This is a genomic window from Stutzerimonas stutzeri (assembly GCF_000590475.1).
Lineage (GTDB): Bacteria > Pseudomonadota > Gammaproteobacteria > Pseudomonadales > Pseudomonadaceae > Stutzerimonas > Stutzerimonas stutzeri_D.
In genome coordinates this window covers 2,897,418-2,924,193 of the sequence record NZ_CP007441.1, presented here as the reverse complement: position 1 = coordinate 2,924,193, position 26,776 = coordinate 2,897,418, and the positions used below count along the sequence as shown (strand labels likewise).

The 26,776-nt window shown below is 59.3% G+C and carries 22 protein-coding genes and 2 tRNA genes; 5 read left to right on the top strand and 19 right to left on the bottom strand.

All coding sequences use genetic code 11. The annotated features are described in order from the left end of the window. The first annotated feature begins 8 nt into the window (after window positions 1–8). Entirely contained in the window at window positions 9–1,487 is a 1,479-nt protein-coding gene (locus CH92_RS13320) for an RAD55 family ATPase (RefSeq protein WP_025242263.1), read from the top strand. Next, complete coding sequence (locus tag CH92_RS13315; RefSeq protein ID WP_025242262.1) at window positions 1,480–1,890, top strand: response regulator; 411 nt, start codon at window positions 1,480–1,482, stop codon at window positions 1,888–1,890. Before CH92_RS13320 ends, CH92_RS13315 begins: the two co-directional genes overlap by 8 nt. 18 nt (window positions 1,891–1,908) lie before the next feature. On the opposite strand, the gene CH92_RS13310 is transcribed toward CH92_RS13315, so the two are convergent. The 17 genes from CH92_RS13310 to CH92_RS13225 all read right to left on the bottom strand — a co-directional run bounded on the left by CH92_RS13310 (window position 1,909) and on the right by CH92_RS13225 (window position 20,342). Further along, the gene (locus tag CH92_RS13310; protein WP_025242261.1) at window positions 1,909–2,979 is read right to left on the bottom strand and encodes an acyltransferase family protein; all 1,071 of its coding nucleotides are present in this window, start codon (window positions 2,977–2,979) and stop codon (window positions 1,909–1,911) included. Window positions 2,980–3,029: 50 nt separating this feature from the next. Then, complete coding sequence (locus CH92_RS13305; RefSeq protein WP_025242260.1) at window positions 3,030–4,028, bottom strand: glycosyltransferase; 999 nt, start codon at window positions 4,026–4,028, stop codon at window positions 3,030–3,032. 107 nt (window positions 4,029–4,135) lie between these two features. After that, window positions 4,136–4,348 (bottom strand): hypothetical protein, encoded by a 213-nt coding sequence (locus CH92_RS13300; protein WP_025242259.1) that lies wholly within the window; start codon window positions 4,346–4,348, stop codon window positions 4,136–4,138. 385 nt (window positions 4,349–4,733) lie between these two features. Beyond that, window positions 4,734–5,951, bottom strand: coding sequence for a glycosyltransferase family 4 protein (locus tag CH92_RS13290; RefSeq protein ID WP_025242257.1), 1,218 nt, complete (start codon window positions 5,949–5,951; stop codon window positions 4,734–4,736). Window positions 5,952–6,092: 141 nt separating this feature from the next. Next, entirely contained in the window at window positions 6,093–7,211 is a 1,119-nt protein-coding gene (locus CH92_RS13285; RefSeq protein WP_025242256.1) for a glycosyltransferase family 4 protein, read from the bottom strand. Between the two features lie 45 nt (window positions 7,212–7,256). Beyond that, a complete protein-coding gene (locus tag CH92_RS13280; protein ID WP_025242255.1) occupies window positions 7,257–8,585 on the bottom strand; it encodes a hypothetical protein in 1,329 nt (442 codons plus the stop codon). After that, a complete protein-coding gene (locus CH92_RS13275) occupies window positions 8,582–9,898 on the bottom strand; it encodes a hypothetical protein (RefSeq protein ID WP_051517561.1) in 1,317 nt (438 codons plus the stop codon). Before CH92_RS13275 ends, CH92_RS13280 begins: the two co-directional genes overlap by 4 nt. Beyond that, window positions 9,843–11,099 (bottom strand): glycosyltransferase family 4 protein, encoded by a 1,257-nt coding sequence (locus tag CH92_RS13270; RefSeq protein WP_025242253.1) that lies wholly within the window; start codon window positions 11,097–11,099, stop codon window positions 9,843–9,845. Before CH92_RS13270 ends, CH92_RS13275 begins: the two co-directional genes overlap by 56 nt. Before the next feature lie 16 nt (window positions 11,100–11,115). Further along, window positions 11,116–11,646: a transcription/translation regulatory transformer protein RfaH gene (gene rfaH / locus CH92_RS13265; protein ID WP_025242252.1), complete on the bottom strand. Its 531-nt coding sequence runs from the start codon at window positions 11,644–11,646 to the stop codon at window positions 11,116–11,118. 55 nt (window positions 11,647–11,701) lie between these two features. Beyond that, window positions 11,702–12,442 carry a WbqC family protein gene (locus CH92_RS13260; protein WP_025242251.1) on the bottom strand — a complete coding sequence of 247 codons (741 nt, stop codon included), beginning with the start codon at window positions 12,440–12,442 and terminating at the stop codon, window positions 11,702–11,704. Window positions 12,443–12,461: 19 nt separating this feature from the next. Then, complete coding sequence (locus tag CH92_RS13255) at window positions 12,462–14,672, bottom strand: polysaccharide biosynthesis tyrosine autokinase (protein ID WP_025242250.1); 2,211 nt, start codon at window positions 14,670–14,672, stop codon at window positions 12,462–12,464. A gap of 56 nt (window positions 14,673–14,728) precedes the next feature. Then, complete coding sequence (locus tag CH92_RS13250; protein ID WP_144380997.1) at window positions 14,729–15,658, bottom strand: glycosyltransferase family 2 protein; 930 nt, start codon at window positions 15,656–15,658, stop codon at window positions 14,729–14,731. Further along, window positions 15,658–17,184 (bottom strand): oligosaccharide flippase family protein, encoded by a 1,527-nt coding sequence (locus CH92_RS13245; protein ID WP_025242248.1) that lies wholly within the window; start codon window positions 17,182–17,184, stop codon window positions 15,658–15,660. Before CH92_RS13245 ends, CH92_RS13250 begins: the two co-directional genes overlap by 1 nt. A 23-nt stretch (window positions 17,185–17,207) precedes the next feature. Next, entirely contained in the window at window positions 17,208–18,389 is a 1,182-nt protein-coding gene (locus tag CH92_RS13240; RefSeq protein WP_025242247.1) for a DegT/DnrJ/EryC1/StrS family aminotransferase, read from the bottom strand. A gap of 68 nt (window positions 18,390–18,457) precedes the next feature. Next, window positions 18,458–19,174, bottom strand: a complete 717-nt coding sequence (locus tag CH92_RS13235) for a hypothetical protein (protein WP_051517608.1) — start codon at window positions 19,172–19,174, stop codon at window positions 18,458–18,460. Window positions 19,175–20,012: 838 nt separating this feature from the next. After that, a tRNA-Met gene (locus tag CH92_RS13230) sits at window positions 20,013–20,089 on the bottom strand. 176 nt (window positions 20,090–20,265) lie between these two features. Beyond that, window positions 20,266–20,342: transfer RNA gene (locus CH92_RS13225), tRNA-Met, on the bottom strand. Window positions 20,343–20,758: 416 nt separating this feature from the next. Between CH92_RS13225 and CH92_RS13220 the strand changes: the two genes are divergently transcribed. Both CH92_RS13220 and CH92_RS13210 read left to right on the top strand, forming a co-directional pair. Beyond that, the gene (locus CH92_RS13220) at window positions 20,759–21,073 is read left to right on the top strand and encodes a hypothetical protein (RefSeq protein WP_025242245.1); all 315 of its coding nucleotides are present in this window, start codon (window positions 20,759–20,761) and stop codon (window positions 21,071–21,073) included. A gap of 413 nt (window positions 21,074–21,486) precedes the next feature. Then, a complete protein-coding gene (locus tag CH92_RS13210) occupies window positions 21,487–22,461 on the top strand; it encodes a tRNA dihydrouridine synthase (RefSeq protein WP_025242243.1) in 975 nt (324 codons plus the stop codon). Window positions 22,462–22,482: 21 nt separating this feature from the next. Here CH92_RS13210 and CH92_RS13205 read toward each other — a convergent pair whose 3' ends face one another. Beyond that, window positions 22,483–23,229 carry an SDR family oxidoreductase gene (locus tag CH92_RS13205; RefSeq protein ID WP_025242242.1) on the bottom strand — a complete coding sequence of 249 codons (747 nt, stop codon included), beginning with the start codon at window positions 23,227–23,229 and terminating at the stop codon, window positions 22,483–22,485. Window positions 23,230–23,345: 116 nt separating this feature from the next. Between CH92_RS13205 and CH92_RS13200 the strand changes: the two genes are divergently transcribed. Then, complete coding sequence (locus CH92_RS13200; RefSeq protein WP_025242241.1) at window positions 23,346–23,792, top strand: Hsp20 family protein; 447 nt, start codon at window positions 23,346–23,348, stop codon at window positions 23,790–23,792. Window positions 23,793–23,879: 87 nt separating this feature from the next. Here CH92_RS13200 and CH92_RS13195 read toward each other — a convergent pair whose 3' ends face one another. Then, on the bottom strand, window positions 23,880–26,774 hold the full coding sequence (locus CH92_RS13195; RefSeq protein WP_038623012.1) for an EAL domain-containing protein: 2,895 nt from the start codon (window positions 26,772–26,774) through the stop codon (window positions 23,880–23,882). Window positions 26,775–26,776: the final 2 nt, after the last annotated feature.

Genomic DNA, 26,776 nt, shown 5'->3' with positions numbered 1-26,776 from the left:
AAACTGCTGTGACCGATACCTCGACTTTCGTGACAACGGCGCCAGACCGGGTTCGGACCGGCGTGCCTGGGTTGGATGCCGTGCTCAACGGCGGCTTGCTGCCGCGTGCCGTATACATCGTCCAGGGCGGACCAGGAGAAGGCAAGACCATTCTGGCCAACCAGATTTGCTATGGCTGGGCGGCGCGCGGTGAACGCTCGCTCTATGTGACGCTGCTGGCCGAGACTCACCATCGGTTGCTTCGGCATCTGCAGAACATGCGCTTCATGGACAACCAGTACGCCGGCTCCTCCGTCATGTATGAAAGCGCATTCGATATCCTGCGCAGCGACGGGCTGGAAGGCATCCTTCACTATCTCTCGCGCAACGGAAAGCGGCAAAAGGCTTCGCTGATCGTGATCGACGGGTTGTTCGCGCTTGAAGAAAACGCGGCTTCCGAGCGTGCCTTCCGCGAGTTCATCAACGACCTGTCGATCTACGCCGACGTGGTTGGCTGCACCATTCTGCTGTTGACCAACAGCAAGCGCGATTCGGGCAGCCCCGAATTCACTATGGTCGATGGCTGGCTGCACCTTGGTAGCGACGAAGATCACTTCCGCACCTACCGCTACCTTCAGGTCCGCAAGTTCAGGGGCAGCGATTTCATTTCCGGGCGCCACCTGAGTTCGATCACCAGCGACGGATTCCGGGTATATCCGCGACTCGAAGCCGTAACCGGCGAGCTGGAATCCGCGACGATGCGCGATGAGCGCTTGAGCACAGGCGTCAACGGGCTCGATCGCATCATCGAAGGCGGTATTCCCTATTCCTCTACGACGCTGCTGGTCGGGCCCACAGGCGTCGGCAAGACAACGCTTGGGCTGAGCTTCATCTGCAACAGCAGTGAAGCCGAGCCTGGCTTGATCTTCGGTTTCTACGAGGATGCCCATCGATTGCGGCGCCGTGCCGGCGCCCTCGGGCTGGAGTTGGGTGCGTTGATCGACAGCGGTGCGGTCGAGGTCGTTCATCATTCGCCAACGGAGCTGCTGCAGGACCAACTGGCTGAGGAAATCCTCGGGCATGTACGCCGCCGGGGAGTCAAGCGGCTGTTCATAGACGGCGTGGATGCCTTCAAGCAGGCCGCCGTACACGAGCAGCGGCTGGGCCGCTTCCTCAGTACGTTGACGGCGATCCTGCGCAGCGAAGGAGTTACCACGATGTTCACGGCTGAACTGGCAGAGATCGTCGGGGGCGATCAGGGCTTGCGCTTTACAACCGTCTCGTCGATCGCCGAGAACATAGTCCTGCTTCGGTATGCCGAACTCGAATCCAGGCTCTACCGCACGCTGGCGATCCTGAAGATGCGTGAAAGTGGATTCGATCCCTATGTCTACGAGTTTTCTCTGGGCCCGGGGGGGTTCAGGCTGGGCGAGCGCATGACCTGTACCGAGGGGGTGATGACGGGGCAAGCCCATCGCCAGCCTGCGGCGGGGGGCCAGGATGCGTGACCAGCACCCCGAACGACGCGCGCCACTAGTATTGCTGGTCGAAGATGAAGTCGGCCTCAGCAAACTGATGGTGATGATCCTAGAAGACGAAGGCTTCCGGGTCGTGGCGGCGGCAAACGGTGCCCAGGGGTTGGTTCGGCTCAAGGAGGAGCAGCCCGCGCTGATCCTTACCGACTACATGATGCCCGAGCTCAACGGGTATGAGATGGCGCGGGTTATTCGCAAAAACCCGGCGTACGACGACACACCTATCCTGATGACGAGCGCCGCGCTCCCTCAACAGCTGCAGCTCGACGGGCTGGTCGACGCGTTTCTGCCCAAGGGCAGCGGGATTGGTCCGCTGGTGACCACAATCCGCCAGCTCATCGAAGGCGCTGATGGCTCGGAGGATTCGGCCCCGTAGCAGGCGAAATACGGTCTGTCATGGAACTTGATTCAACACAGCCTCGTTCGGACGAGCACGACGATTGGGCAGGTAGCGCTTGAGACGCAACGCCGGCGACTCGATCAGATGCCACGACAATATCGCCAGCATGACACTGCCTGTCAGGCTGAGCGCCATGAAAGCCGGCAGCGACAACTGCGGGCTCAGCCAATGCATCAGCAACTGCTGGAACGGAAAGCTGTAAATGTAGATGCCGTATGAAAAATCTCCATAGCGGCCGAAGCGGGACAGTCGTGGTATCTGCAGATGTGCCAGATAAATGGTGAGGTACGGTAGCGTCAGGACGTGGACGAAAAACCACCAGTCGGTTCGCGCGCTGAGCAGCGAGACCGCCAGCAGCGTCAGCGCGATCTTCCAGTTCCACGGCACGCTCCGGCGAAACAGGTACAACGCCGAGCCTAGAAAGAAGAACATGCCCAGCCGGCTCGACTTGCGCAGAATGTCGCTTTCCAGGCCCAGGTTCGGTGCCAGATGGAAGTGAAGCAGTATCAGCGTGATGGGGAGTGTCAGTACAGCGATTCGGCCGAATACTCTGAGCAGCCCCATTATCAGCAATGAAACGTACATCAGCACTTCGTAGGGCAACGTCCAGACGGAGCCGTTGACGGTCTCGGGGAACGGATTGTTGGTAAACACCCCGGGCAGATGGAAATGGGTAATCAACGTCATATTGCCGAGGTAGCCCATAGTCTGACGGTTAAGAAAGTAGCCCTCGAGCGACAGCCCGGTTGCCAGTGGCCCGACAATGAGTACGGTCAATAGAACCGAAACGCACAACGCCGGGAAAATCCGCAGGGCGCGTTTGACGGCGAAGTCCAGCGGACTGCGACTGTTGATCCATGATGCAGCGATCAAAAAACCGCTCATGACGAAGAACAGGTTCACGGCAATGTCAGCGGTATCCATTGACCCGGTAAACAGCCGCACCGGTTCGATATCGCCGATGCCCGACAGCCAATAGCAGTGACCGAGGACGACTGCCGAAGCGGCAAAGAAACGCAAGAAGTCGAAGTTGTTCTGTTCGCGCTGAGTCGAAGCGATGTCCATGGGCAAATCCCTGGGTTGATCCGGGCGACAGCGCTGCTATAGGCAGGGGCTCAACGCAACGGGAAAGTTTTGCTCATCCCCAGAACGCCGTTTTCGCCGTCATGGATGGCTTGTTCGATAAGCAGCAGGCGCTGTCGGGTATTACGCAGCCGGGCAATCAAGCGCAGCAAGGTAAGAAAAATCGCCCGATTGAGGCGGTGCAGCCGGGGGGAGTCGGCCCAGACATTCTTGTCGAACCAGGCTTGATTGCGCGCGGCATAGTAGGCGCGGAAGTCCGAGTCACCGAGCAGAAAGGTCTCGTAGATGTTGCGGGTGCGGGCCTTGACGTTCCAGGACTGTTCGAGCTCGTCGATAACCGCATCGGTAAACAGGAGCAATTGCCCCCCGCCTGCGGTGATACGCCGGGTGTACTCGGTGTCGTCGACGTATAGCACCAGTTCTTTCAACGGCACACCGATGCGCTGGTACAGGCTGCGATGGGCGAGCATGCCGCCGTAGGGCGCGAATGGCAGGCTGATACTCGCCGGCCGTTTGCCGGGCCGTTTTGCCCAAGGGAGCCTGCGCCAGATCTTGAAAGGCAACTGGGCGATGTGAAAACCGAAATAGCTGGAGCGCTGCTGCACGATGTAGCGTGGCGGTATGCCCTGGGCAATGTCGGCCTGCTGCGTCGCCCGATAGCCCAGTACCGCCACCCGATCCGGACCGATCAGGCCGCCGAGACGCGCAATCTCGCGATGCAGGATCGACACTGCGGCGGCAGTCGGAGCGTTGTCGTCGTCCATCATCCAGATGTAGTCGGCGCCGCCGGCCAGCGCGGCTTCGAGCGCCACGGCATAGCCATTCGCCGAGCCGGTATTGTGTTGCAGCTGAATCAATCTGACCTTCCCAGGCCAGCGCTCTGATAGTTGTTCCAGCGGTGCGAGCGCGGCGTTGCTCACGACGATCACTTCGTCGATTTCGACGAACGTCAGCGCGCGCTCGATCAGCTGCTGCAAATAAGCCAGCCGATCTCCATAGGTCACAGTCACCAAGGAGGTTTTCGGAGTCATTGGGAGCTCTGCATGAGTCGGGAGGGGAGCGATCGCTATTTCAGCGACAGGAACGCCGTCTGACGAGGCGCTTGTGTCCCCGCAATGGTGAGCGTGGGGTCCGGCATTCAGCAGCCGCTGGAGGTTTCCATCCTCTTTCGCGCGATCGGATCGGTGTCGAGAATGTCGTTTTCTCGTTCTGCGGTAAAAAAGGCGTGAAATACGCTGACCAAACGGCTGCCGTTGGGCATTCCCGGTAGTTCGGGTGCCCGGAATACTTCGGTGTACGAATAGCCGTCTGCGTAAATCAGCGATTGCTTGTTCAGGTCTTCACTGTCCATGGAACCTCCAAAAGTCGCAGGGTTAGAACGAGTAGCGGATGCCGTCGCCGGAGCGAATGTACTGCCTATCGGATAGCGGCCTCGCCAGGTGCACAGGGGACGGAGCGAGTCTTGCGGGGCGACTGCTTTCATTGCAGGGGAGGGCAGTCTGGCGAACGCCATGATCCGATATGACCGCTCGGGATTCGCCGCTGGCGCAGCCAGACGTGTCCCGTGCCAGGCTTTCGTACCCCTTCGGATACAGCGGTCTCTGGGCGTGTTCGGAGATTTGTGTGGCGATGGTCGTCCCGCAGATCAGCAGGGCGAAGCTCAGCACGCAGGTGGTGCGGACGCATTGGGTTGCAGTGTTCATCCTTGAAACCTCGCAATTGAGATGAGGTTTTGGTCAGGCTTGCTTCATTGGCACCGCGGCGGGGTAAACCGGTGTGAGGCTTGCCGGAGTTACGGTCGTTCGGTGCAACAGCGCCTCCTGCCCTTGAAGCAACGAAACCTCTCGAACCCTAGTATCTACGAACGCCTTAATCTCCTGCCTGAATCGTTCGGTTGAAAAACGTTCTGCACTGGCTCGGCATGCGTCAGGAAAGATGTGATGTGCTTCCGATTCGAACTCTGCGATCGCGGCGATCAGCGACTCTGGCGTCTGCTCTGGGTAGAACACGCCAGTCGGCTCCGGATGATCGATGCCCCGAACGGTTTCAAGTACACCACCTCGTCCGTAGGCGATGACGGGCGTGCCACATGCCTGGGCTTCGATCGGTGCGATTCCGAAATCCTCTTCCGCGGCGAATACGAATGCCCGTGCGCGCTGCATGTGATGTAGCAGTACTGCAAAACTCTGATAACCCATCAGCGTCACGTTTGGCGTTGCGAGCTCCTTTGCCTTCTCCATTTCGGGCCCGGCGCCGATGACGATCAGCTTTTTGTCGGGCATTCGGGAAAATGCCTCGACGATCATTGGAATGCGCTTGTAGGGCACCATCCGTGATGCGGTCAGATAGTAGTCCTCCTTATCCGCATACAGCGTGAACTGGCGGGTATCGACGGGCGGGTAAATGACGGTTGATTCACGCCGATAGCTCTTGTTGATGCGCCGGCCGATGAAATGCGAGTTGGCGATGAACTCGTCCACGCCGCTGGCGGTGCGCTGGTCCCACATGCGCATGTAGTGCAGCAGCATGCGCGCCAGTTTGGCCTTGAAACCATGATCCAGGCTGGCTTCGTGCAGATACTGATGCTGAAGGTCCCAGGCGTAGCGGATCGGCGAGTGTACGTAGCTGATGTGCAACTGATTCGGCCCGGTGAGCACGCCCTTCGCCACGGCGTGGCTGCTGGAAATCACCAGGTCATAAGCCGACATGTCGAGTTGTTCGATGGCCAGCGGCATTAGTGGCAAGTACTTCTTGTAGTGCGTCTTTGCCTTGGGTAGCTGCTGAATGAAGGTGGTGGTGGCGCGCTTGCCACCGAGACTGCTGCGATCTTCATCGGAAAGAAAGTCGATCACGGCAAACAGGTCGGCTTCCGGCCAGGTGTCCAGCAGCCCGGCAAGCACCCGTTCGGCGCCGGCATAGGTCACTAGCCAGTCATGAACAATGGCGATTTTCATACGATTAGCCTTTCAGGATAGGAGGGGTATCAACAGGGATCAGTCGTCGAGATTCGGTGACTGGAATATTGAAGTGCCGCAGCGGTGTCGGGGGTCGCTGTGAATGCAGGTAACAGGCGACGCTGTCGGCGACCGCGTGGACTAGAGCTTCGGCTGGCTGAAGGGGAGTCGCTGCAGGTCTGCTTTATTGCCGTCGCGTACGCCGGTGAATGCCATGTCGATCAACCGGGAGACCTGTTGAGCCGACGAATTCCAGCAGTACCGCGCCACGTTCGCCTTGCCACGCCGACGCAGGTTTTGGCGCAAGGCCTCGTCGCGCATGACCCGCTGCATGCAGTCGGCGATGTCCTTGACCTTCAGCGGGTCGAAGTACAGGGCGCTGTCGCCCAGCACCTCGGGAATGGAGGCGGCGCGTGCTGCAATGACCGGGCAGCCGCAGGCCTGTGCTTCGAGCGGGGGAATGCCGAAACCTTCGTAGACAGATGGGAACACGAAGGCGGTTGCGCCCTGATAGGCCTCCACCAGTTCTTCATCGGTGAGTCGGCCAAGCATGCGGATGCGTCGGCTGCCGGCAACATCGTGGAGGCTGCCGGAGAATATTCGACTCGAGTCGCCAATGATGCGTAGCTCAACGTCCTCCAGGCCTTCCATTCGGATGAATGCCGCGACCATCCTGGCAAAATTCTTGTGGGCGCTGTGAGAGGACACGGCCAGGAGATAGGGCGCCGAGCTACGGGGGCATTGTTCTGCGCAGAAGGGTTGGAAGCGTGCATCGACTGCGTTGGGCACGACCCAGATATGGCGTGCCGGATAGCCGTAGAAACGCGCTATTTCTTTCCGGGAAAATTCACTCACGGTAATCAAGGCCTTGATTCGTTTGAATAAGAGTGGCGTCAGGTTGCGATAGGTGAACCGGAACGCTTTCGAGTAGCTTTCCGGGTGCCTGACGTAGGTGATGTCATGGTGGGTCGCGACCTGGTTGCTGTACGCCAGGGGGGCGGTATTGCATAGCGAGACCAGCGGTGGGCTGCCATTGCGTGCTAGCCACAGCGGGAGGTCAACCTGCTCCCAAAGATGGCCTCGATGGCGACCGATACGGCGCACTTGCAACTGCTCGGCACTGTCGTGCAGGCGGATATCCTTGGGCGCGACGAAAACCAGATCGTCGCGCAAGGTTTTGAGCTGCAGACTGATCTGCTCTGCGAAGCGCTGTACTCCTCGTATGTCCTGGGTCAAAAAGCGAGCATTGATCACAATCATCTGAAATTCCTCTTTTCAAACACAGTTCCGAATCGAGATCTTCTGCTAGGGATTGGTGCGAGCCGCAGCGGCAGCGGACTTGCCGAGGCTGATGATTTTGGGGAATCCATTGAGCTCGACACTGGCGGTACAGGTGCTCGCATCGGCCGTGCATGTCCACACCGTTTCGCCCTGCGTTCGGCCGTTCTCCGGGTGCGCGGTATCAATCAACTCCAGCGGGCCGGTGGCCTTGCCCGCGGATTCGATGCTTACGGTGCGGTCCTGGTCGGTGCTCCAGGCGACAAGAAGCTGCTCTTCTGCATTGCCGAAACGCATCAGGACGGTGTTATTCCCTGTTTTATCGCTATGGCCAAGGAACTGGTAATGCTGGACGATCGGGCTGATCGCCTCGAGCACCCGATACGCGGGTTTCAGGCTGTAGTCCTGGCGGACCAAGCCGAAGTTATGCTCTCGCTCACGCTTGTCGGTCCCGTCGTTTCGGAAGTCGTACCACCACATTCCTTTCACGTTGGGCAGCGTCCTGACAAGCAGTAAACTGCGCGCCAAGTAGGCGGCCTGCATGTTTTCGTCGATGCCGCAGGAACCCTGATAGGCCGGCCAGCTCATTTCCGTCAGGTACAGGGGCACCGGTTGGCCCGCAGCGCTGGACAGTTCCAGGTCGACTTCGGCGAGCCACTCGATCCACGCCTCCGGAGTGTTTTTGCCCCGGCCGCGGCAATGGACGTACGGGTGCAGCGAGAGGCCGTCGATCGATTGCATTACGCCGTTCTCGATCAGGCGCAGGGCGAAACCGGACTCGATGCCTTTGGTGGTTACCGCGCCGGCCAACACTTTGGCGTCGGGATCGTACTGGCGAATGATGCCTGCCGCATCGGCGATCAGCCGAGCATAGTCCTGAGTAAACTGAGGATCGCTCGGGTCCTCGACGTCCCACTCGTTCCAGATTTCGTAATGCTTGATGCGGCCCCGAAACTGCTGGGCAACGAACGCGACGTAACGGTTGAAGGCGGCGCGTACCGGTTCGCTGCGTGGCTTTTCTCCGTCGCCATGAAAACGATTGCCGTACCCCAGGATGAACATGTTATCGAGCCCCTGTGCCTCGGTACCGGCGAGATAGCGATCCCAGTGCGGCTCCACCTTGAGCTGGTCACGCTTACGTTCGATAAATGCCCAGTGCGCGTCGGTTCGTATCGACTCGATACCGGCGTCCCGCAACAACTGGTTGCCCTGGCTGCGACTGTCGCGCAAATGCAGGTCATGCGAGCCGACGCCGAGGATAAAGGGTTCTTCAGGTTCCAGTGCCGATGCCTGCAATGCCACGCCCGACATGGCCGCGACAATCGCCAAACGGCAAAAAAGAAGGCGGGTGTTCATGGCTGGCCGTCCCTGGGTCTATAGACATACGGTTTCTCGAGAGCGATCGGGTTGTGCATCCCTTGATGCTGCACCTCCCGCGGCATCAGGGCGTGGGCGATCGCCATGCCGAGGAACAGGGTGGCGGTGGTCACCTCCAATACGTCGGTCGCCCAGCCGATCAGGCAGGTACAGAAGACGATGCCCAGCAGGGCGTGACGGATGGGCGGGCCGCGATCGTGCAGGCGCAGCAGCAAGGGAAAAAACAGCAGATACAGCAGCACGCCGAACACACCGAGCATCCCCCAGAGATACAGCGCCGTGTTGTCGGCGATGCTCAGCAATTCCAGCCAGGCCAGCGGAAAGGCCGCTGCGCTGCTGCCGACCGCACCGAACCCCGCGCCCCACCAAGCCCAGCCTTCATGGGTGACCACGTCGATGAAGTTCGGCCAGCTGTTGATCAGGCGGTCGTTGAAGGACGCAAGCAAGCTGGCGCTATAGGCTTCGCTTTGCGGGATGTTCAGCAACAGGCTGGCAATTGGCAGAGCCATGCCCATCAGCACCGCGATGAAAAATGCCGTAGCGCTGGGCATGCGGTAGCCGGCAAGGAACAGCATCATCAAGGTCAACAGGTAAGCCGCCGCTGTGGACTTGTTGGTCGTGAGGAAGATCGCGCCAAAGGCCAGCGGGTAAAGCAGCATTCGCAGCAGGCGCGACTGCAGAAACGCTGCCAGATACAAGCTGTACAGCGCGATCATCACCGCCAGATTGGTCGACATCCGGGCAAAGCCGGCGAGACGATCGGTACTGCCGAAGGCCCAGGACTTGTTCGCGGTCAGCTCGACGTCGCCCATCATGTAGCTGTAGCCCTTCCAGGGCACGTTGGTGAACATGTCCAGTGCGATGCCGAGCAGCGAGGCCACCAGGCATAGCCCGGCCGCCCAACCCAGCAGGCCGGCTCTGCATTCCAGGTAGCGGCCGCAGAACAGCCCGAACAACAGCGGAATGTAGATGAACAAGCTGAAACCGACGTTGATCAGCGCGGCTCCGTGCAGCAATGCCAACAAGCCTGAGACCGCCAATGCAAACAACACCAGCCATACCCCTGGCTTGTTTCGCGCGCGCGGCAGTTCCAGCGCAACCGCGGCCAGGCATGCCAGCTTCGGCAGATAGAGCAGGGCGGAGATGCCGGCCATGTCCAGGTAATAGCGCAGCGCTCCAGCAAAGGTTTCGCTGACCAGCAGCGAGGCCGCGATCAACGTCAGCAGGGTTGGCTTGTCAATCGCCAGTGGGCTCGACCTGGGGCGCGTGATGGTCAGCGAACTCGGGGGCATCGTGGGCTCTCCGGCCGTGTAGCGCGGTATGCAGGATCGATTGGTACTGATCGAGCATTCGCTCCATGTTCAAAAAAGGCGCAACGCTGGCGCGTGCCTGTCGCGACAACCGCTGGCGCAGGCCGCTGTCCAGGTAGAGTTTGAGCATCGCTCGGCCGAGCGAGTCAGGGTCGGCCGGTGTACAGAGCAGCCCATTGTGGTTGTCCTCGATGATTTCCCGCAGGCCGCCCATGCTCGTCGCGATGACGGGCAGGTGCTGTGCGCAGGCCTCGACGGCGACCAGGCCGAAGGGCTCGGCCCATATCGACGGCACCACCAGCACATCGATATTGCGCATGAAGGCGTTGGCATTCTGGTAGCCGACAAAACGGACCTTGGCCGGATCGGCCTGCGCCTTGAGATGCGCCTCGTAGTCCAGCTTGCCGCGCCCGGCGATTTCCAAAGTGGCGTCGATCGAAAGCTGCTGGAATTGCTCGATCAGCCAGCCCACTCCCTTGTTTTCCGACAGCGTGCCGATATAGCCGAAACGCAGCAGCCCGCTGTGGCTGTGGCGCTCGGGAGGCGCACTGGCGCTCGGCACGATGCTGTTATGCACCACATGGCGGCTGGCTCGGCCGAAGTAGCCTTGAGCGGTGAGTCGGTCCAGAACGAAGCGGCTGACACCGATCACCGCATTCACTTGAGCCGACGCCGCGGCGTGATTCCGCCGAAAGGCCGAGCAGAGAGTGCACTGCCGCTCGCAGCTGCGGCCTTTGTTGAACATGGTGTCCTTAGGGCACAGCAAATAGAGATCGTGCAGCACTTGAACGATCGGCACACCCACAGCAGCGATTTCGTCCCACGCCGAGACCGACCAACCAGTCAGGTTGTGGCACATCACCAGGTCCGGTTGTTCGCGCGCGATTACCTCGCGAACATGCAGGCGCATGCTGCGGTTGTAACGATCCCGGTAATGCCAGCCGAGGCGCAGCAACGAGCTGGGCCTGTTCTGGGTGAAATGCCAGTAAAGGTTATGCAGGCCGGCGCGATAGATCCGTACGCCGCCTAACGTTTCCTCTTGAACGCCGGTATCCGGGCCGGTGACCAGCACCGCTACGTCAAAACCACGGACCTGCAGCCCTTCGGCCAGCTGCCGCACGACGATCTCCGCGCCGCCGCCCACATGGGGTTCATAGAGACTATGCAGAAATAAGATCTTCATGTTCACAGCCTCTGATTCAATCGGCGCCGCAGCCAAGCGCAAGCCCGGGAGCCACGCCGCAACCGCTGAGGTAGTGCGTTGGCACGCGGACTTTCTGCTCACGCTGCAACAGTTTCAGCAGGATCACTGAACGCTCTTGACCATCGGCGCTGACGAAGATCGCCTCGAGATCGCTGAAGCCGCCTCCCTGCAGTTGCACGCGTTCGCCGGGTTGGAACTGCAGCTTTTCGGGCGGGACCGCGAGGCGCTGACGCAGTTGTTCGATGAGCTCGTCCCTGACCGGCGTCGGTTCGCCGCCGAAGGACACCACCCGGGCGACGCCACGGGTCGAGCGAATCGGATACCAGTTGTCCAGCTTCCGATCGAGGCGGATGAACAGATAGCCCGGAAACAGCGGCTCTTGTGTCTTGCCGTTGCCGTTGCCGCTGGGCTGCTGCGGCCTGTAGCACTCGAATGCCTGGCGTTGCAGATGCTGTTCAGCACGCGCCTCTTGGCGGGGTTTGGTTTGAATCAGGTACCAGCGGGGATTGCTGCCAAGTGCTGTCATGTGAAACCTGCCTTCCATAGGGGAGGTTGCTGATGTCCGTATTTGTCGATACCGCTTATGCCCGCAGCGCCGACTGTTGCTCGATCCCTTCCACCAGCGAAAAGCGCTTGAGCAGGGCCTGTGCATCTTTCTGGCTGTTGAACATCAACACGTCGATGATCGACAGCGAAGGCACGAACGGCTGGTTGAACTGTGGATAGCTGAGGTCGTCCATGCGCAGAAATCGCAACGACAGCCCGTGAGCTCGGAAAAGGGCCGGGCAGTAAAGCGCCACGCCACCGATGGGGTTGATATAAAGCGCCGCACCCAGCTTTTTGGCGATGCTAATGACCCGCTCCTGCTTGTCCATGCGGGCCGGCAGCCCCATCTCGGAGCCGATACGGATCGGTGTCGTGATGTCCAGATAGGCGCAGATGCAACGGATGGCGTGCTCGGTAAAGCGGGCCAGGTTGCGATCCGGGTGCGTCAGGATCTGGCGGATCAGCGAAATCGCTTCGGCCCGGTACGGGGCGCGGGAGTAGGCGAGCTCCAGTGTTCTCAGCAACTTCTGGGCTTCACGTGGGAAGTCATCGCACAGCCAACGCTGATTGATCGGGTCGAATCCGCCACCTTTGCGCAAGGGAAAGGTGATCAGCTGCGGCTGCCCGTTCACCAGCACTCGGTTACGGTTTATCCACGAGCCCTTGACGTACTGCAGATCGTCACCCAACACGAAGACGTCGCTATGGGCGATCAGCTGAAAATAGCCAAGGTAGGGGAACAGATAAGGTTGCATCATGGCAGCGGTTCCGAACACGGCGTTTCCCTCGCATGTGTCAGACTTTCTGAGAATAGCTGTAATAACCGTAGGCGCCGGTTTCATAGGCGGTGCTCGAGGCCCTGCGCTTGACGCCATTCAAGATGGCGCCTTTGAGCAATACGCCGTTTTGTGCCAGACGCCGCTTTGACGTCTCGACCTGACTGGCCGTGCTCAGCCCGTAACGCGCGACCAGCAGACAGGTGCCAGCCAGCTGTGCGACCAGCACGGCATCGGTTACGGCCAACACTGGGGGCGTATCGATGATGACGAAGTCGTATTCCCGCTCCGCCTCCTTGAGCAACTTGGCGAAGTTGTCGTGCATCAGCAGCTCGGACGGGTTGGGTGCGGAAAAACCGCTGGCGACGAAGTGCAGGTTGGCCTGGTCGGTCTTGTTGGTCACCGCCGCGAGACGCAGCCCGCTGGCCAATGCGTCGGACAGACCTTGGCGTGGCTCCAGACCGAACATCCCGGCGAGATAGCCGCGACGCATGTCGGCATCGATCAGTAATACTCGCTGGCCCGCCTGGGCGATGACCGAAGCCAAGTTGCTGGAAACGAAGGATTTGCCCACTGAGGGGGTGGGGCTGGTGATCACCAGGGTCCGATTACGTGCCTCGAGCATGGCGAACTTGAGACTGGTGCGCAGGCTGCGCAGTGACTCGATGGCCAGGTCCGCCGGATCCGCTCCGCCCAGCAGCTTGCTTCGCCCATCGTGGATTTTCCTCAGGCGGTACAGGTGCTCCTGTTTCGCCGAGAACGGCAGCGCGGCATACACCGGAATACCCAGGTGCTCAATCGTCTCGGGGCTTTCGATGCCGCGATAGAACACCTGTCGTATCAGAATCACCAGCGCTGACACCAGCAACCCGACGAATATGGCGATCAGCACCACCAGGGGTTTGATGGGCTTGGCCGGCTTCTCTACCACGGCGTAGGCACTGTCGATGATGCGCACGTTGCCAATCGTACCCGCACGCAGGATGTCCTGCTCCTGAGCCTTGTCCAGCAGTAGCGTGTAGGTGCGGGTCGTGACCTGCATGTCGCGATTCAGGCGCAACAGTTCCTGCTGGGTCATCGGCAGGGTATCGATCTTGCTCATCAGCGCGCTTTTCTGTGCTTGCAGCTGACCGATCTTGGTCATCAACGTCTGATAGGTGGGGTGCTCAGGGGTATAGAGCTGGTTGTATTCCGTGCGCTTGAGGTTGTGCTCGGAGATTTGCGATTCCAGCGCGACGATCTGATCCAATACGCCTTTGGTCTCGATGCTGATGTCTACCGACTGGGCGCTGGTCTGATAAGCGTTGAGCGCGGCTTCGGCCTTTTCCAGCTCCTTGCGTACCAGCGGTACTTGCGAGCGCAGGAACTCCAGGCGTTGCGCGGCCTCGGCGGAGCTGCGCTCGATATTCTGGCGCACATAGAGGCGACTGATTTGGTCGAGCACGTGGTTGGCCTTGTCCGCGTCCGGGTCTTCCAGGGTGAGATAGATGATTCCCGAATCTTTGCCGGCTTCACCCACCTTCAACTGCCTCTGGTAGTCCAGCGCTGTGGTCTGCGGGCGGCTGCGCACGACGAAGAATTCCGTCCCCGGGCGGGCCTTGAGTTCGGCGATCTGGACGCGGAACCCCTCGTGTCTTATGGCCTCGTTGGTTTTACCGCTCAGGAGCAGTTGCTCATCCTCGTCATACAGGCCGAATGCGCCTGCAGTGCCGGCACGCAGGGTCAGCTTTTCACCTAGATAGGCTTCGGGTACGTCCAGCTGAAACACCACCAGCTTCTCTCCGCCCCAGGCGTAACTGTCCATGCCCAGCAGCGGCGTGGCGAGCTCGCCGTCCTTTTCCGGATCGTGTAGGCGCGCCATGTAGCTGCCGAGGATCGGGAAGTATTTGGGACGGGTGTTGATATAGAGTTTCAGGGCGCCAACCGTGCGTCCCAGGACCGACCTCGACTTGATCAGCTCGATTTCGGTCACCGCCTGGGAAACCGAGTTTGGCCTGGCGATGGCTTCCGGAACACCGGTTATCCCAGCCTTCTTCGGTTCGATCTGGATCATCGCGCTAGCCCGATAAACGGGCGTAGCGACGATCGCATAGGCAACGCCGACTAGGGCGAAGAAGGCGGTGATGGTGAAAATCAGTGCTTTGTGATCGAACGCCACGCGCAGAATGCGCGCCAGATCGATGCGATTGTCTCCCTCGTATTCCAGCGAAGAGCGTGCCATTACAGTCATTGCGGGTCCTTCCTTGAGTGTTGCGCCATCGGTGCGACAAAGGTCAGCCATCCCGGTCAGGCGCCGGGCGTCAGTCTGCGTATCAGATTGATGCTGATGTTCTGGAATATCTGGCCCAGCGCCTGAAGCTTGCTGAGCGGGGATATCGACGCCAGGGCCTGGGAGAAGACCTGGATCATGAAATATTCGTAGAGCGACTGGTTGCCGATCCGTTGGTAATAGCGCGCGAGGCTGTAATAGGCGTGCATGGACATCTGGATGCGTTGCTTGCTGCTGCGCATGGAAAAGATCCCGCCCTCGTGCACGCGATAGGCGGCGGGCTTTATTTCATCGATGAACTTGCCCTTGCCATAGGCGCCGAGCAGCGACCACCAGCAGATATCCAGCACCTCGACGCCGCGCAGTTCCGGCGGCAGCTCCTGCAGCAGATTACGAAAGCATGCCGTCAGGGTGGAGACAGGGCGGGCCTGCATCAGTTGGCGGGCACTGGCATCCCGGCGCAATTTGCCCTGCATATGCGGGCTACGGACCACGCCTTTATCGTTGAACATAAAGGCGTCGTGGTACGTCATCACGTAATCACGATGCTGTTCGAGAAAGTCGACCTGTATCTGCAGCTTGCGCGGATCTGTCCAGTAATCATCGCCTTCGCAATAGGCGATATACCTCCCCCGCGCCTGTGCGAACAGTTGCGTGCTGACCGTCACGCCCTGGCGATACTGGTTTTCGCGCTGATAAATCGGATTGATCAGACTCGGGTAGCGCGCCGCGTATTCACGGATGATCGCGGCGGTAGAGTCGGTCGAAGCGTCGTCATGGACGATCACCTCGAAGGGGAAATCCGTTTCCTGCTGGAGGAAGCCGTCCAGCGTTTCCCTTATGAAAGGTGCGTGGTTGTAGGCCAGGCAAACGATGCTCACCCGTGGTTCACATCCGGTGCCCCAGGCTGCCATCACCTCATCTTCACGCTTTGGTTGAATATCCATCAAACACTCGACTTGGTCATCAGTACGTAAAGCCGCAACACGACGGGCTTAGAGGTGAAAGCGACTAGCATCAGGCAGATCAGACCGCTGACGGCCAATCCCAAAAAGATGTCGAAGCGGTTTTCGCTGGCGATCGCCGCGAACACGGGTTCGCCGATCAATAAGCCCAGGCCGGTCATGGCCGTGATGCGCAGCAAATCCTGAAGCCATTGGCGGTGCACGCCGGCGGCAAAGCGCTTATGTACCACCGGCGGCCAGATCAGGAAGGTCAGCATGCGCAGCCCGAACCAGGCCAGCGCTGCGCCATAAACGCCATGCTCGAGTGCCGCATATACCACCAGCGGGATGCTGAGCGCAGCGCTGATCAGGCTGAACCAGACATGGAGGCGTAACTGACCGTGGGCGTATTGCAGATAGAACTGGAACGCGGTGACCGCCATGATTGCGCTGCCGAGCACATACCAGGGCAGCACCAGACGGCTCCATTGCGCCGCTTCTTCATCGCCGGTCCAGGCGAAGATCAGCTCGGCGGAATGAAAGGCGATGACGCCCGCTAACGGAAACAGAAGGCTGCAGACGAACCGGGTGGCATTCAGATAAAGCGCCTGCATGTCGGCGATCCTGCCTTCGGCGACCAGCATCGTCATGCGCGGCAGTAACGTCTGCACCAACGGGTTGGTGAGCGTCATGATTCCGGTGGACATGAGTGCGACCAGCGAGAAATAGCCGTATTCCTTGAGCAGCAACACGTTGGAAAGGAGCACTTTGTCCAGCTGCGTCAGGATGATCCACAGTACCGAGGTGAGCGACATGCCGGCGGCGAACGGCAGCACTGGCTTGACCACTGCCCAGTCGAAGCCGGTCAGCAATCTGGGGTTGGGCATCAACCTATAAGCCTTGGCCGCGAACAACAGCGTTTCGATCAGCGCGACCACCGTCTGGAAGAGAAAGAAATCCAGGGGGTCCTGGCTGATGTTGGCTACCAGAAACAGGCCTCCGAAATAGCGCAGGGTGGCGATCAGGATATTCGCGCCGTTCAGCCATGCATGCAGCTCGAGCCCCTGCAATCCACTTTTATAAAGGGTGGCGTACAGCTTCAGGCCAATCATCAGCCCCATCAGGCTGATGCAATGGACGATCGTGGCCGCGCTCAACTCCTGCGCTTGCAGCCACTGATGAGCGATCCAGCCGCTCGAAAAATGAACAGCCAGCACCGTCAGCGATGCCAGAGGCAGGAAAATAATTTCGAACGAGCGCAGCAGTTGCCCCGGTTCGTAGCGCTGTGCCGCGGTGTTCTGCCGTCCGCGGAAATGGGCGATCTGACGCACCAGCGAGGGCGACAGGCCCGCGTCCAGCAGTTGCAGCCAGGCTTGAAGCACCGCGAAGAAACCGATCAGGCCGTAGGCCTCCGCGCCCAGATGTCCGAGATAGAAAGGCAGAATGAGAATGCCGATGAGCAGCGCGTATGCCTGCCCGGCGTAGCTCAGGCCGGTATTGCGGATCATCGATAGCTTTCGATCTGACATGTAATCGGGCCGCCGAGAATGGATCAATAAATGTTCTTGAACTCGGTATCGGGCAGGCCGAGGTGCTGTTCCATCAACCCGCTTGCGTTTACCTGCGGCCAGAAACGCTCGGTTTGCCGCTGGGCACGTCCCGCTGCTTCGCGTAGCAACGTCTGGATCACGGTGTTCTGGATATGCCGCGGCAAGCCGGGATAGATCGGCAGGCATAGCACTCGGCGGCTCAAAGATCGCGACTGTATTTGCGGCGGTTGCGGCTGCAGATAGCCGAGGGTATCCAGGGAGGGATAGAAATAGCGTCTTGGGTTGATGCCCTTGGCATTCAGCGCTACGCGACAACGTAGCAATTGCTCTTCGTTCGCCAGTGCTATTGGGAAATAGCTATGGTTGCGTTGGGAGCCAGGCTGCTGGTGCTGCAGATCGAAGTGATCACCGAGCTGTTCTTCATAGCATCTGGCGATTTCCTCCCGCTGTTCGAGAATCATTGCCATGTCGTCGAGGATGCACAGGCCCATGGCGGCGGCAAATTCGTTGAGTTTGGCGTTGATGCCGATTCCGTCGACGATGTCGGTGTCGACGATGCCGAAGTTGCACAGCAGACGAATCCTGGCGGCCAACGCATCGTCATTGGTGACGATGGCCCCGCCTTCGATGGTGTGGAAGAGCTTGGTTGCGTGGAAACTGAGCGTGCTGATATCGCCCCAATTGAATACCGAGCGCTCTTTGTAACGCACACTGAATGCGTGGGCGCCGTCATAGACCACCTTGAGGCGATGCCGCTCGGCGATCTGCGCGATGCCTTCCACGTCACACGCATTGCCGAAAACGTGAGTGGCGACGATCGCGCAGGTGTCGTGGTCGATCCTAGCCTCTATCGCCTGTGGATCCATATTCCAGGTGGCTCTGTCGATGTCGGCAAAGATCGGCCGAATGCCTTCCCACTGCAGCGAACTGGTGGTGGCCACGAAGCTGAACGGGGTCGTGATGGCGCTGCCGGACAGGTTCAATGCCCGATAGGCGATCTGCAGCGCCAGCGTGCCGTTGTTGGTGAGGATGATGTTTCGGACACCCAGGTAATCGCGCAGGCGATCCTCCAGTTCGGTGACCAGCGGCCCGTGATTGGTCAGCCACCCGGATGCATAGATGCTGTCCACATAGCCTAGAAATTTGGTTTTGTTGCCCAGATACGATTTGGTGACATTGATCATCGCGATGTCCTTATCGGTTGTCGCATCGAGATCAGGAAGCGAAAGCTAATGGCGTAGCCGCGCTTCGGTCATGCGGTCGGCTGCGTGCCGAGGGCTGTCGCGCGCCGGGCACGGCGCTGGTTCAGCTTGAGAATCATGCGGGTCGCAAAGCTGCCGGCATGGGGATCGCCATAGTGCAAGATGGCGGTTGCGCGGCGGCTGGCGGGGTCGCAGGGCTCGTTTGCATGCAGCGTGCGGTAGCCCCAGAACAGATAGAGATTGCCCGGAACCAGTTGCAGTCTTTCCGGCTTCAACAGATGGTGGCGGATGGCAGTAGTTATCAGCTTTCGACTCAGTGCGTTCTGCAGCAGCGCTTTCTCAAACACGTTGAACAGCACATTCGAGCGCACGCGGCGAAGATTGGGAAAAATGATCAGATCGCCCCGATCAGTACCGTTCTGAGGGATTACGATGGGCAATAGCACCGTCACAAGACTTGCGTCGTAATGAAAGCAATTGGATTCGCGACGACCGGAATTGCCCTGTACGCAGCGAAGTACCTTGAGAATCTCGTCGCTGTAAGCGGCTTTTCCAGTGCCAGTCTGGTAAATGCTCGCCAGTAGCTCGCGAAATTCCGGCGCCGCGCCTAGGACGCCTATTAGAGAACTTTCTATCTCAGTTCCACCGTGGTGGGCGAAGTACTGGCCATTATGTTTGTCAGCATCGATCCCGACATATTGCTGCAATGAAGATAATTGTTCTTGAGTGAAAAAGTTTGCGATGCAGGAGCTTCCCTTTACGTTCATTTCCTTGGCGATTAATTGTTGCGCTTCGCTATTGAGGCTGCGGAATTGGATATTCACGATGAACTCCGAATGGATATACGGATGAACTAGTAAAGCCGGGAGCGGTGCTGTCTGCGCAAACCGAAATTAAAACTTAACAGTAATAGCGAACGCCAAATAATCACCGTAATGGCTGATTAATCGCTAATTCAAAAAGGATGTCCTGCGATGCCCGTTTTTTATTGGGCAATGCTACCGCCACTGCCGGTTTTGCCGTCATTTGGCTTGCTTCCAGAACGATGCCCCAACCCGGTATCCACTAGGTACGGCGTGGCTTCTAGGCAAAGCTACCGCACTCGGCTGGGGTTCGAGAGAAGCTAAGATGTAAAATATTGTTGGCGCAGAACAGCAAATAAGCTGTAACGGGGATGCCATCCCTGCGCACTTCTTGGCTGCAATACCTGGCTTTATCTGGCTTGCGGCTCGGGAAACGTCCTTTTCATTTGTGTGATCTAGTTATCATTCAGAACCAGGCGGCAGTCAAGATGAAAGCGTTGATTTTTTTATGGATCTTTTGACCGCTTGTCGTAATCCATTGATAGACAAATGAATAACAGCTGCGGTGAGCATCGACAATAAAGGAAGTTTTTAAGGGATATACGCCGATAGAACTAAGCCGAATGATCTATCCATATTGAGAACAAAGTAAGTAGCACGAGGCCGACTTTAAACGAGCGAAGCGGCGAGCGACTAGGCGGGTTAGAGACTAGAGAGTAGAGGAGGGGCTTCAGAACTGTTAAGCAGGTGCCTGCAGGCAGGAACGAAAAAGGCCACTCGCAAGAGTGGCCTTTTTCGTATTTGGTTGCGGGAGCCGGATTTGAACCGACGACCTTCGGGTTATGAGCCCGACGAGCTACCAGACTGCTCCATCCCGCGTCTGTGAGGCGGCATTCTACAGGCTAAGGTGCCTCTGTCAACCTCGAGCTGAAAAGAAAGCTTTTTTATTCAGTTGCTTAGCTGTTCCGCTCGCAACAGCAGCGTGGCTGTGCGGTGTTGCTTGCGGCCTGCCGAAACGAAAAAAGGCCACTCGCATGAGTGGCCTTTTTCGTAATTGGTTGCGGGAGCCGGATTTGAACCGACGACCTTCGGGTTATGAGCCCGACGAGCTACCAGACTGCTCCATCCCGCGTCTGTGGGGCGGCATTCTACAGCTTTCGGTGGTTCTGTCACGGCTTAATTGAGCGAAAGTGTATTTTCTTCAGGCGCTTAGCGAAACGTTGATGCCGGATTTCCCGTTACGGGTCGAATTCGCCGGTGTCGTGGTGCATCGAGTCCGGACCTGTGATGGTAGCGAGCGATTCGCAACATCCCCCAAAGCATGGCGAATGCGGCGGCGCTCCAGCCAATGATCATCAAGAGGATTACCAGTGCGGGTGCGATCATGTTGGATTCCTTTCTAACCCCGAGATCTACTGCTCTCAATAAATCGGACCCCAGGGTCGGCTCAACGGTTCCGCTTGCCATTGGTCGGTGGCATTGACTGATAGCGCACGGCTGATCGCTTGGGTTGCCTAAAAAGTGTCGCGATTCTGAAAAGGAGAACGTATGCGGACTTATTTGCTAATCGCGCTTGGATCCGTGGCTGGACTCGTCGCGGGCACAGGCGTTGCAGCTACCCCGGTCGACTCAGCCACGATCCAGCTGGCTCAGAACACCGGCGCTGCTGATCGCAGTTTGGGTAATGGCTCCATGGGACTGGGCGAGGGAATCGAGCGTTTACCCGAACGTCGCGAAGCGGATCGCAACGAACGTGAGGACCAACGAAGAAGCAAGGCCCACAGCGAATCAGGTCACGGTGACAACGATATCGACATGGAGCATCACCCGCGCCGGACCTTGGGCAATCAGAACGACGATTGATCGAACCGACGAAAGTGGAGAAAAACATGCTGATCAGATTCTGCTGATGAGCGCTGGTTTGATGGTTGTCTCTGGCATCGCGCTGGCCGACTGGTGGCGATTTGTCCAATCCATCCACCACGGGGACCGATGCGATGGAGCGGCCATCGTCCGAGATCCGGGATCCTACTCAGAACCAGCGGGACGGTATGGTCGACCGTGACGGAGAGACGAACAGTGACGCCGAATTAGGCACCATGGGCAACGGGGCCATGGGCGCCACAGGCGGTATGGGGGCAGCGAAAGGAACCGATACCATCGAAGACCGCGACGACGAAACGGACCCATAGGACGCCAGGCGGCGTCCGCCGGACCGTTCCTAAGTGCCCGTCGGCTCCGTACAATGCGGAGCTTTTCAAAGCGGACCGTTTTTGATGCAAATTGCTTTGGCACCGATGGAAGGCCTGGTCGATGAAATTCTGCGCGACGTGCTTACAGGCATTGGCGGTGTCGACTGGTGCGTGACCGAGTTCATTCGGGTGTCGGATCGTCTGCTACCGCCATCCAGTTTCCGCAAGCTTGCGCCTGAACTCGACAGCGATGCGAAAACCCGTGCCGGCACGCCGTTGCGGGTGCAATTGCTGGGTTCCGATCCGCTCTGCCTGGCCGATAACGCCGCATTCGCCTGTACCCTCGGCGCGCCCGCCATCGATCTCAACTTCGGCTGCCCGGCCAAAACCGTGAACAAGTCTCGCGGCGGTGCCGTGCTGCTCAAGGAGCCCGAGCTGTTGCATGCGATTCTGCGCGAGGTGCGCATGGCAGTACCTGCGCACATCCCGGTCACCGCCAAGATGCGGTTGGGCTTCGACAGCCCGGATGGCGCGCTTGATTGCGCCCGGGCGCTGGTTGACGGCGGTGCCGAGCAGTTGGTCGTGCACGCGCGGACCAAGGTCGACGGTTACAAGCCGCCCGCCCATTGGGAATGGGTCGCCAAAGTTCAGGATGTGGTCACGGTTCCGGTGTTCGCCAACGGCGACATCTGGTCGTTGGAAGATTGGCGCCGCTGCCGAGAAGTCAGCGGCGTGGAAGACATCATGCTGGGCCGCGGGCTGGTCTGTCGGCCGGATCTGGCGCGTCAGATCAGCGCGGCGAAGCAGGGTGTAACGGTCGCGCCGATGAGTTGGGAGGATCTTCAACCGCTGCTCGCTGACTTCTGGATGCAGGCGCGGCGCAAGATCGCTCCACGCTACGCGCCGGGTCGCCTCAAACAATGGCTGTCCATGCTCACGCGCAGCTATCCGCAAGCGGTTTCGCTGTTCGCCGAGTTGCGGCGCGAGAATGATTGCGAACGACTCGACGCCCTGTTGGGGCTCGATGGCACCGCGCCGGGTTTCCAAGCCGCCGTCTGAACAGTGGTTTCTGCGGTGCGCCTAGCGCCCTCCGCTGATATCCAGCAGCGCACCGCTGGCGTAGCTGGCCTTTTCACTGGCGAGCCAGAGAATCGCCTCAGCCACTTCTTCAGCCTCGCCGCCGCGGCCCATGGGCACGCTGGACTGGACTCGCTCGACGCGTCCCGGCTCGCCGCCGCTGGCATGGATTTCGGTGCGGATCACGCCTGGTCGCACGGCGTTGACCCGAATGCCTTCGGCGGCAACCTCCTTGGCCAGGCCTAGGGTCATGCTGTCGATCGCGCCCTTGGCAGCGGCGTAGTCGATGTATTCGTTGGGTGCGCCGAGTTTCGCGGCGATCGATGAGACATTGATGATGGCGCCACCGTGGCCACCGTAACGGGTCGACATGCGTTTCACTGCCTGGCGGGCGCAGAGAAAACTACCCATTACGTTGACCGCCAATACCCGCATCAGCCGCGCCGCGTCCATTTCGTCCAGGCGCATCTGGCGTTCCAGCATGCCCGCGTTATTGACTAACACGTCAAGTTGGCCGAACTCGGTGTCGATCGTAGCGAATAACCGGTCAACCTGTGCTTCTTCAGCAACATCGGCCGCTACCGCGATGGCGTGGGTGCCGGCGTCTTTAAGCTCGGCGAGCAATTGCTCTGCGGCGTCTTGGCGGTGATGGTAGTTCAGGCACAGGGCATAGCCTTGGGCAGCTGCTAATCTGGCGGTGGCGGCGCCTATGCCGCGGCTTGCGCCGGTGATCAACATGACTCTGGACATAAAAAGACTCCGACGAACGGTCTTGAATTAGGTCAGTTAGCTCCTATTTACGGCGATACAGGATGCCGAATTCGGGTCCTGCGGTAACCACTCGCTGAATATCAGGAGATAGCAAAATGACCAGTTTTTCGATGGCTCCACTGTTTCGCCAATCCATTGGCTTCGATCGTTTCAACGATCTGTTCGAGTCGGCCTCGCGTAATGAGGCGAGCAGCTCGTTTCCACCGTACAACGTGGAAAAGCACGGCGATGATCAATACCGCATCATCGTAGCAGCCGCAGGTTTTCAGGAGTCTGATCTGGACCTGCAGGTCGAGCGTGGCGTGCTGACGGTCAGCGGCGGAAAGCGGGAAAACGGTGGAGATCACGTTACCTACCTGCACCAGGGCATCGCCCAGCGGGCATTCAAGCTCTCGTTCCGCCTCGCTGACCATATAGAGGTCAAGGGCGCCGCCCTCAACAATGGGTTGCTGAACATCGAGCTTGAGCGCGTCGTGCCGGAAGAGGCCAAGCCCAAGCGCATCCCGATCAACGGTGAGCGTCTGGCGCTGGAAGAGGCCTGACCGCCAACGGGGCATCGTGAGCTGCCTCGGACTGATGATGAGCCCCGCCGATCTGGCGGGGTTTCGTTTTTTATCCCCGATAACCCGTTAGGCCTGTGAGTGCGATATCAAAAGCTCGTTGAATTCGGCCAACGGCAAGGGGCGACTGAACAGATAGCCCTGATAAAGATGGCAGTCCTGCAATTGCAGCAGGTCGAGCTGTGCCTGCAGCTCGACGCCTTCGGCGATCACCTCCAACTCCAGACTCCGGGCCATCGCGACGATGGCGCGGATGATCTCGGCGTCGTTGGGATCATCCAACGCGTCTCGAACGAAGGACTGGTCGATTTTCAGCAGGCTCACTGGCAGGCGTTTCAGATAGGTGAGCGAGGAGTAGCCTGTGCCGAAATCGTCCATTGCGAAACTCACGCCGCGCCGGCAGAGGCGACGCATCTTGGCGATGGTATCGTCCAGGTTATGGATCACGATGCCTTCGGTGATCTCCAGCGTCACCATCTTGGGTGGAAGTCCTGTTGTCTTCAGCGCATCGAGTATGCGTTCGACGAATTCGCTCTGCCGGAACTGACGCGGGCTGATGTTGATGCAGAGACTGAAATTGTCAGCGTGTACGAGACCGCTGGCCAATAGCGATGCACCGATTCGACAGGCTTCTTTTAGGACCCAGTTGCCGACTTCGACAATCAAGCCGCTTTCTTCCAGCACGTCGATGAACTGAGCCGGAGAGCGCGGGCCGTGCTCCGGCTGATGCCAACGGAGCAGAACTTCCGCGCCAATCACCGCACCGGAGAGGGCGTCCACCTGGGGTTGCAGCTGTAACTCGAATTCGTGACGCTGCAACGCCAGCCGCAACTCGCTTTCCATTTTCATACGTGCCATGGCGGCTTCTTGCATCGTCGTGCGGAACAGTTGAATAGCGTTGCGCCCGGCGTCTTTGGCTCGGTATAGGGCAATGTCGGCGCGCTTCAGCAGATCGGCCGGCGTGTCGCCGTGATCAGGCATCAGGGCGATGCCAATGCTTGGCGTGACCTGCAGTCTGTTGCCTTCGAAGACCATGGGCTCGGCGAGCAGCGTCCGTAGTTTTTCGGCCACCTGGCGAACGTGACGCGTCACCTCCGAGCGACGACCGCTCAGCCCGGTCAATAGCACAACGAATTCGTCGCCACCGAGGCGGGCGACAGTATCTTCCTGACGAATGCTGGCTTCGAGGCGAGCAGTGATCATCTTCAATACGCCATCACCCACCGGATGCCCGAGCGAATCGTTGATGTGTTTGAAATGATCAAGATCGAGAAACAGCAAGGCGCCGCGCAGGTTGTGTCGTTTGTGCAGGGAGGTTTGCTGAGTCAAGCGGTCCATCAGCAAGGCGCGGTTGGGTAGGTTGGTTAGCGGGTCGTGATAAGCCAGGTGATGAATCTGCGCATGGGCAGCCTTCAGCTGGCTGATGTCCCGTGCTGATAGCAACAGGCAGTCAACGTCATTAAGCGCGATTGGCTCGACCGAAACTTCAATGTGTTTGGGCCGGCCGTGACGATCCTGGCCGACCATTTCCCAGTTGGTCACGCGGCCGTCGCGCTCCAGCCGCTCCAGAATCTGCTGACGCTGCTCGACCGGCCAGATGCCTAATTCGGCGGACGTGCGGCCGATTGCTTCTTCTGGTCGGTAACCTGAAAGGCGGTAAAAACCCTCATTGACCTCAATGAGGCGGCCAGAGCGGCGCTCGCTGATGATGATGGCATCGGGGCTCGAATGAAATGCCATGGCGAATTTGGCCTCGCTGACCTTCAGCGCTGCCTCGGCCTGCTGCCGCTTGGTGATGTCGCGGAATGTCGTGACGATGCACAGTCGTCGATCAATTCGGATGAAGCGGCTGGAAACCACACAGGTAACGACCCGCCCGGTCTGGGTGCAAAATTGCGCCTCGACATTTTCCAGATGCTGATCGCGACTCAACTGTTGGTAGAGCGCCTGACGCTGTGTCTCGTCGCGCCAGATGCCCACTTCCGGGGCCGAGCGGCCAACGATGTCACGCCCCTCCCAGCCGAACACGGCGGTGAAGCTCGGGTTGACTTCGAGGAAGGTGCCATCGCGGATACGCGAGAGCGCAATGGGGTCAGGGCTGCCCTGGAACAGGGCCGAGAATTTCGCTTCGGATGCGGCAAGATGCTGTTCGCGCAGGACACGCTCGGTGGCGTCGATAATGATGCCAACCATCCGCAGTGGCACGCCGTGCTCGTCACGGTACAGCTTCGCAGTGCTCTCCAGGTGGCGGGCGGTGCCGTCCGCGTGTTCCGCCTGATAGGTCGTCTGATAGCTCTGGCGCCGCCCCAGGAGCAGGTCGCCGTAGGCCTCGCGCATGGTCTGACGGTTGTTGGCCGCGACGGTGCGGAAAAATTCGCGGAATGATCCGTCGAAGGGGCCGTCGACGATGCCGTGCAACTCGGAGGCTCGGGCGGAGGCATAGAGTCGGTCACTGGGGATGTGCCATTCCCAGTTGCCCAGCTCTGCCGATTCCAGCGTCAGTTCCAGCCGCTCCTGGCTATCTTCGAGGGCCTGGGCCTGGAGATGCTGATCGGTGATGTCTCGGATGATGCCCACCATCATCGAAGGCTGCGTGCCGCTGTCTTGCCGCTGGCCGACGACCTCCAGCCAGTGCACGCTGGCGTCCGGCCAGCGCACCCGGTGACGAAAGCTGAAGCGTGACTCGCCGCCCTTCAGCACAGAGAGAACGATGGTTTCGATGTCACGGCGGTCTTCCGCAACGATCAGCGTCAGGTAATCGTTCAGGCCCATTTCGACGAGCGGTTCCCTGAGCCCGAAAAGCCTGCCCGTACCGAGTGACCCATGCACGATCCCGCGTGACAAATCCCAGGACCATACGCCGACGCCAGCACCGTCGAGCACCGATAATAAGCGAGAGGCATCCTGCCAGGGTCTTTCCGCTTCGTGTGCGGTGGCGTTCTGAGGGGGCTCAGGAGGAAGCATGA

Excerpts from the sequence above, each read along its gene's own strand:
- CH92_RS13240 (WP_025242247.1), bottom strand. The coding sequence starts at position 18,389 with ATGATCAATGTCACCAAATCGTATCTGGGCAACAAAACCAAATTTCTA.
- CH92_RS13220 (WP_025242245.1), top strand. The coding sequence starts at position 20,759 with ATGCGGACTTATTTGCTAATCGCGCTTGGATCCGTGGCTGGACTCGTC.
- CH92_RS13205 (WP_025242242.1), bottom strand. The coding sequence starts at position 23,229 with ATGTCCAGAGTCATGTTGATCACCGGCGCAAGCCGCGGCATAGGCGCC.
- CH92_RS13275 (WP_051517561.1), bottom strand. The coding sequence starts at position 9,898 with ATGCCCCCGAGTTCGCTGACCATCACGCGCCCCAGGTCGAGCCCACTG.
- CH92_RS13200 (WP_025242241.1), top strand. The coding sequence starts at position 23,346 with ATGACCAGTTTTTCGATGGCTCCACTGTTTCGCCAATCCATTGGCTTC.
- CH92_RS13250 (WP_144380997.1), bottom strand. The coding sequence starts at position 15,658 with ATGGATATTCAACCAAAGCGTGAAGATGAGGTGATGGCAGCCTGGGGC.
- rfaH (WP_025242252.1), bottom strand. The coding sequence starts at position 11,646 with ATGACAGCACTTGGCAGCAATCCCCGCTGGTACCTGATTCAAACCAAA.
- CH92_RS13290 (WP_025242257.1), bottom strand. The coding sequence starts at position 5,951 with ATGAAAATCGCCATTGTTCATGACTGGCTAGTGACCTATGCCGGCGCC.
- CH92_RS13310 (WP_025242261.1), bottom strand. The coding sequence starts at position 2,979 with ATGGACATCGCTTCGACTCAGCGCGAACAGAACAACTTCGACTTCTTG.
- CH92_RS13210 (WP_025242243.1), top strand. The coding sequence starts at position 21,487 with ATGCAAATTGCTTTGGCACCGATGGAAGGCCTGGTCGATGAAATTCTG.
- CH92_RS13245 (WP_025242248.1), bottom strand. The coding sequence starts at position 17,184 with ATGTCAGATCGAAAGCTATCGATGATCCGCAATACCGGCCTGAGCTAC.
- CH92_RS13280 (WP_025242255.1), bottom strand. The coding sequence starts at position 8,585 with ATGAACACCCGCCTTCTTTTTTGCCGTTTGGCGATTGTCGCGGCCATG.
- CH92_RS13255 (WP_025242250.1), bottom strand. The coding sequence starts at position 14,672 with ATGACTGTAATGGCACGCTCTTCGCTGGAATACGAGGGAGACAATCGC.
- CH92_RS13195 (WP_038623012.1), bottom strand. The coding sequence starts at position 26,774 with ATGCTTCCTCCTGAGCCCCCTCAGAACGCCACCGCACACGAAGCGGAA.
- CH92_RS13305 (WP_025242260.1), bottom strand. The coding sequence starts at position 4,028 with ATGACTCCGAAAACCTCCTTGGTGACTGTGACCTATGGAGATCGGCTG.
- CH92_RS13235 (WP_051517608.1), bottom strand. The coding sequence starts at position 19,174 with ATGAACGTAAAGGGAAGCTCCTGCATCGCAAACTTTTTCACTCAAGAA.
- CH92_RS13300 (WP_025242259.1), bottom strand. The coding sequence starts at position 4,348 with ATGGACAGTGAAGACCTGAACAAGCAATCGCTGATTTACGCAGACGGC.
- CH92_RS13285 (WP_025242256.1), bottom strand. The coding sequence starts at position 7,211 with ATGATTGTGATCAATGCTCGCTTTTTGACCCAGGACATACGAGGAGTA.
- CH92_RS13270 (WP_025242253.1), bottom strand. The coding sequence starts at position 11,099 with ATGAAGATCTTATTTCTGCATAGTCTCTATGAACCCCATGTGGGCGGC.
- CH92_RS13315 (WP_025242262.1), top strand. The coding sequence starts at position 1,480 with ATGCGTGACCAGCACCCCGAACGACGCGCGCCACTAGTATTGCTGGTC.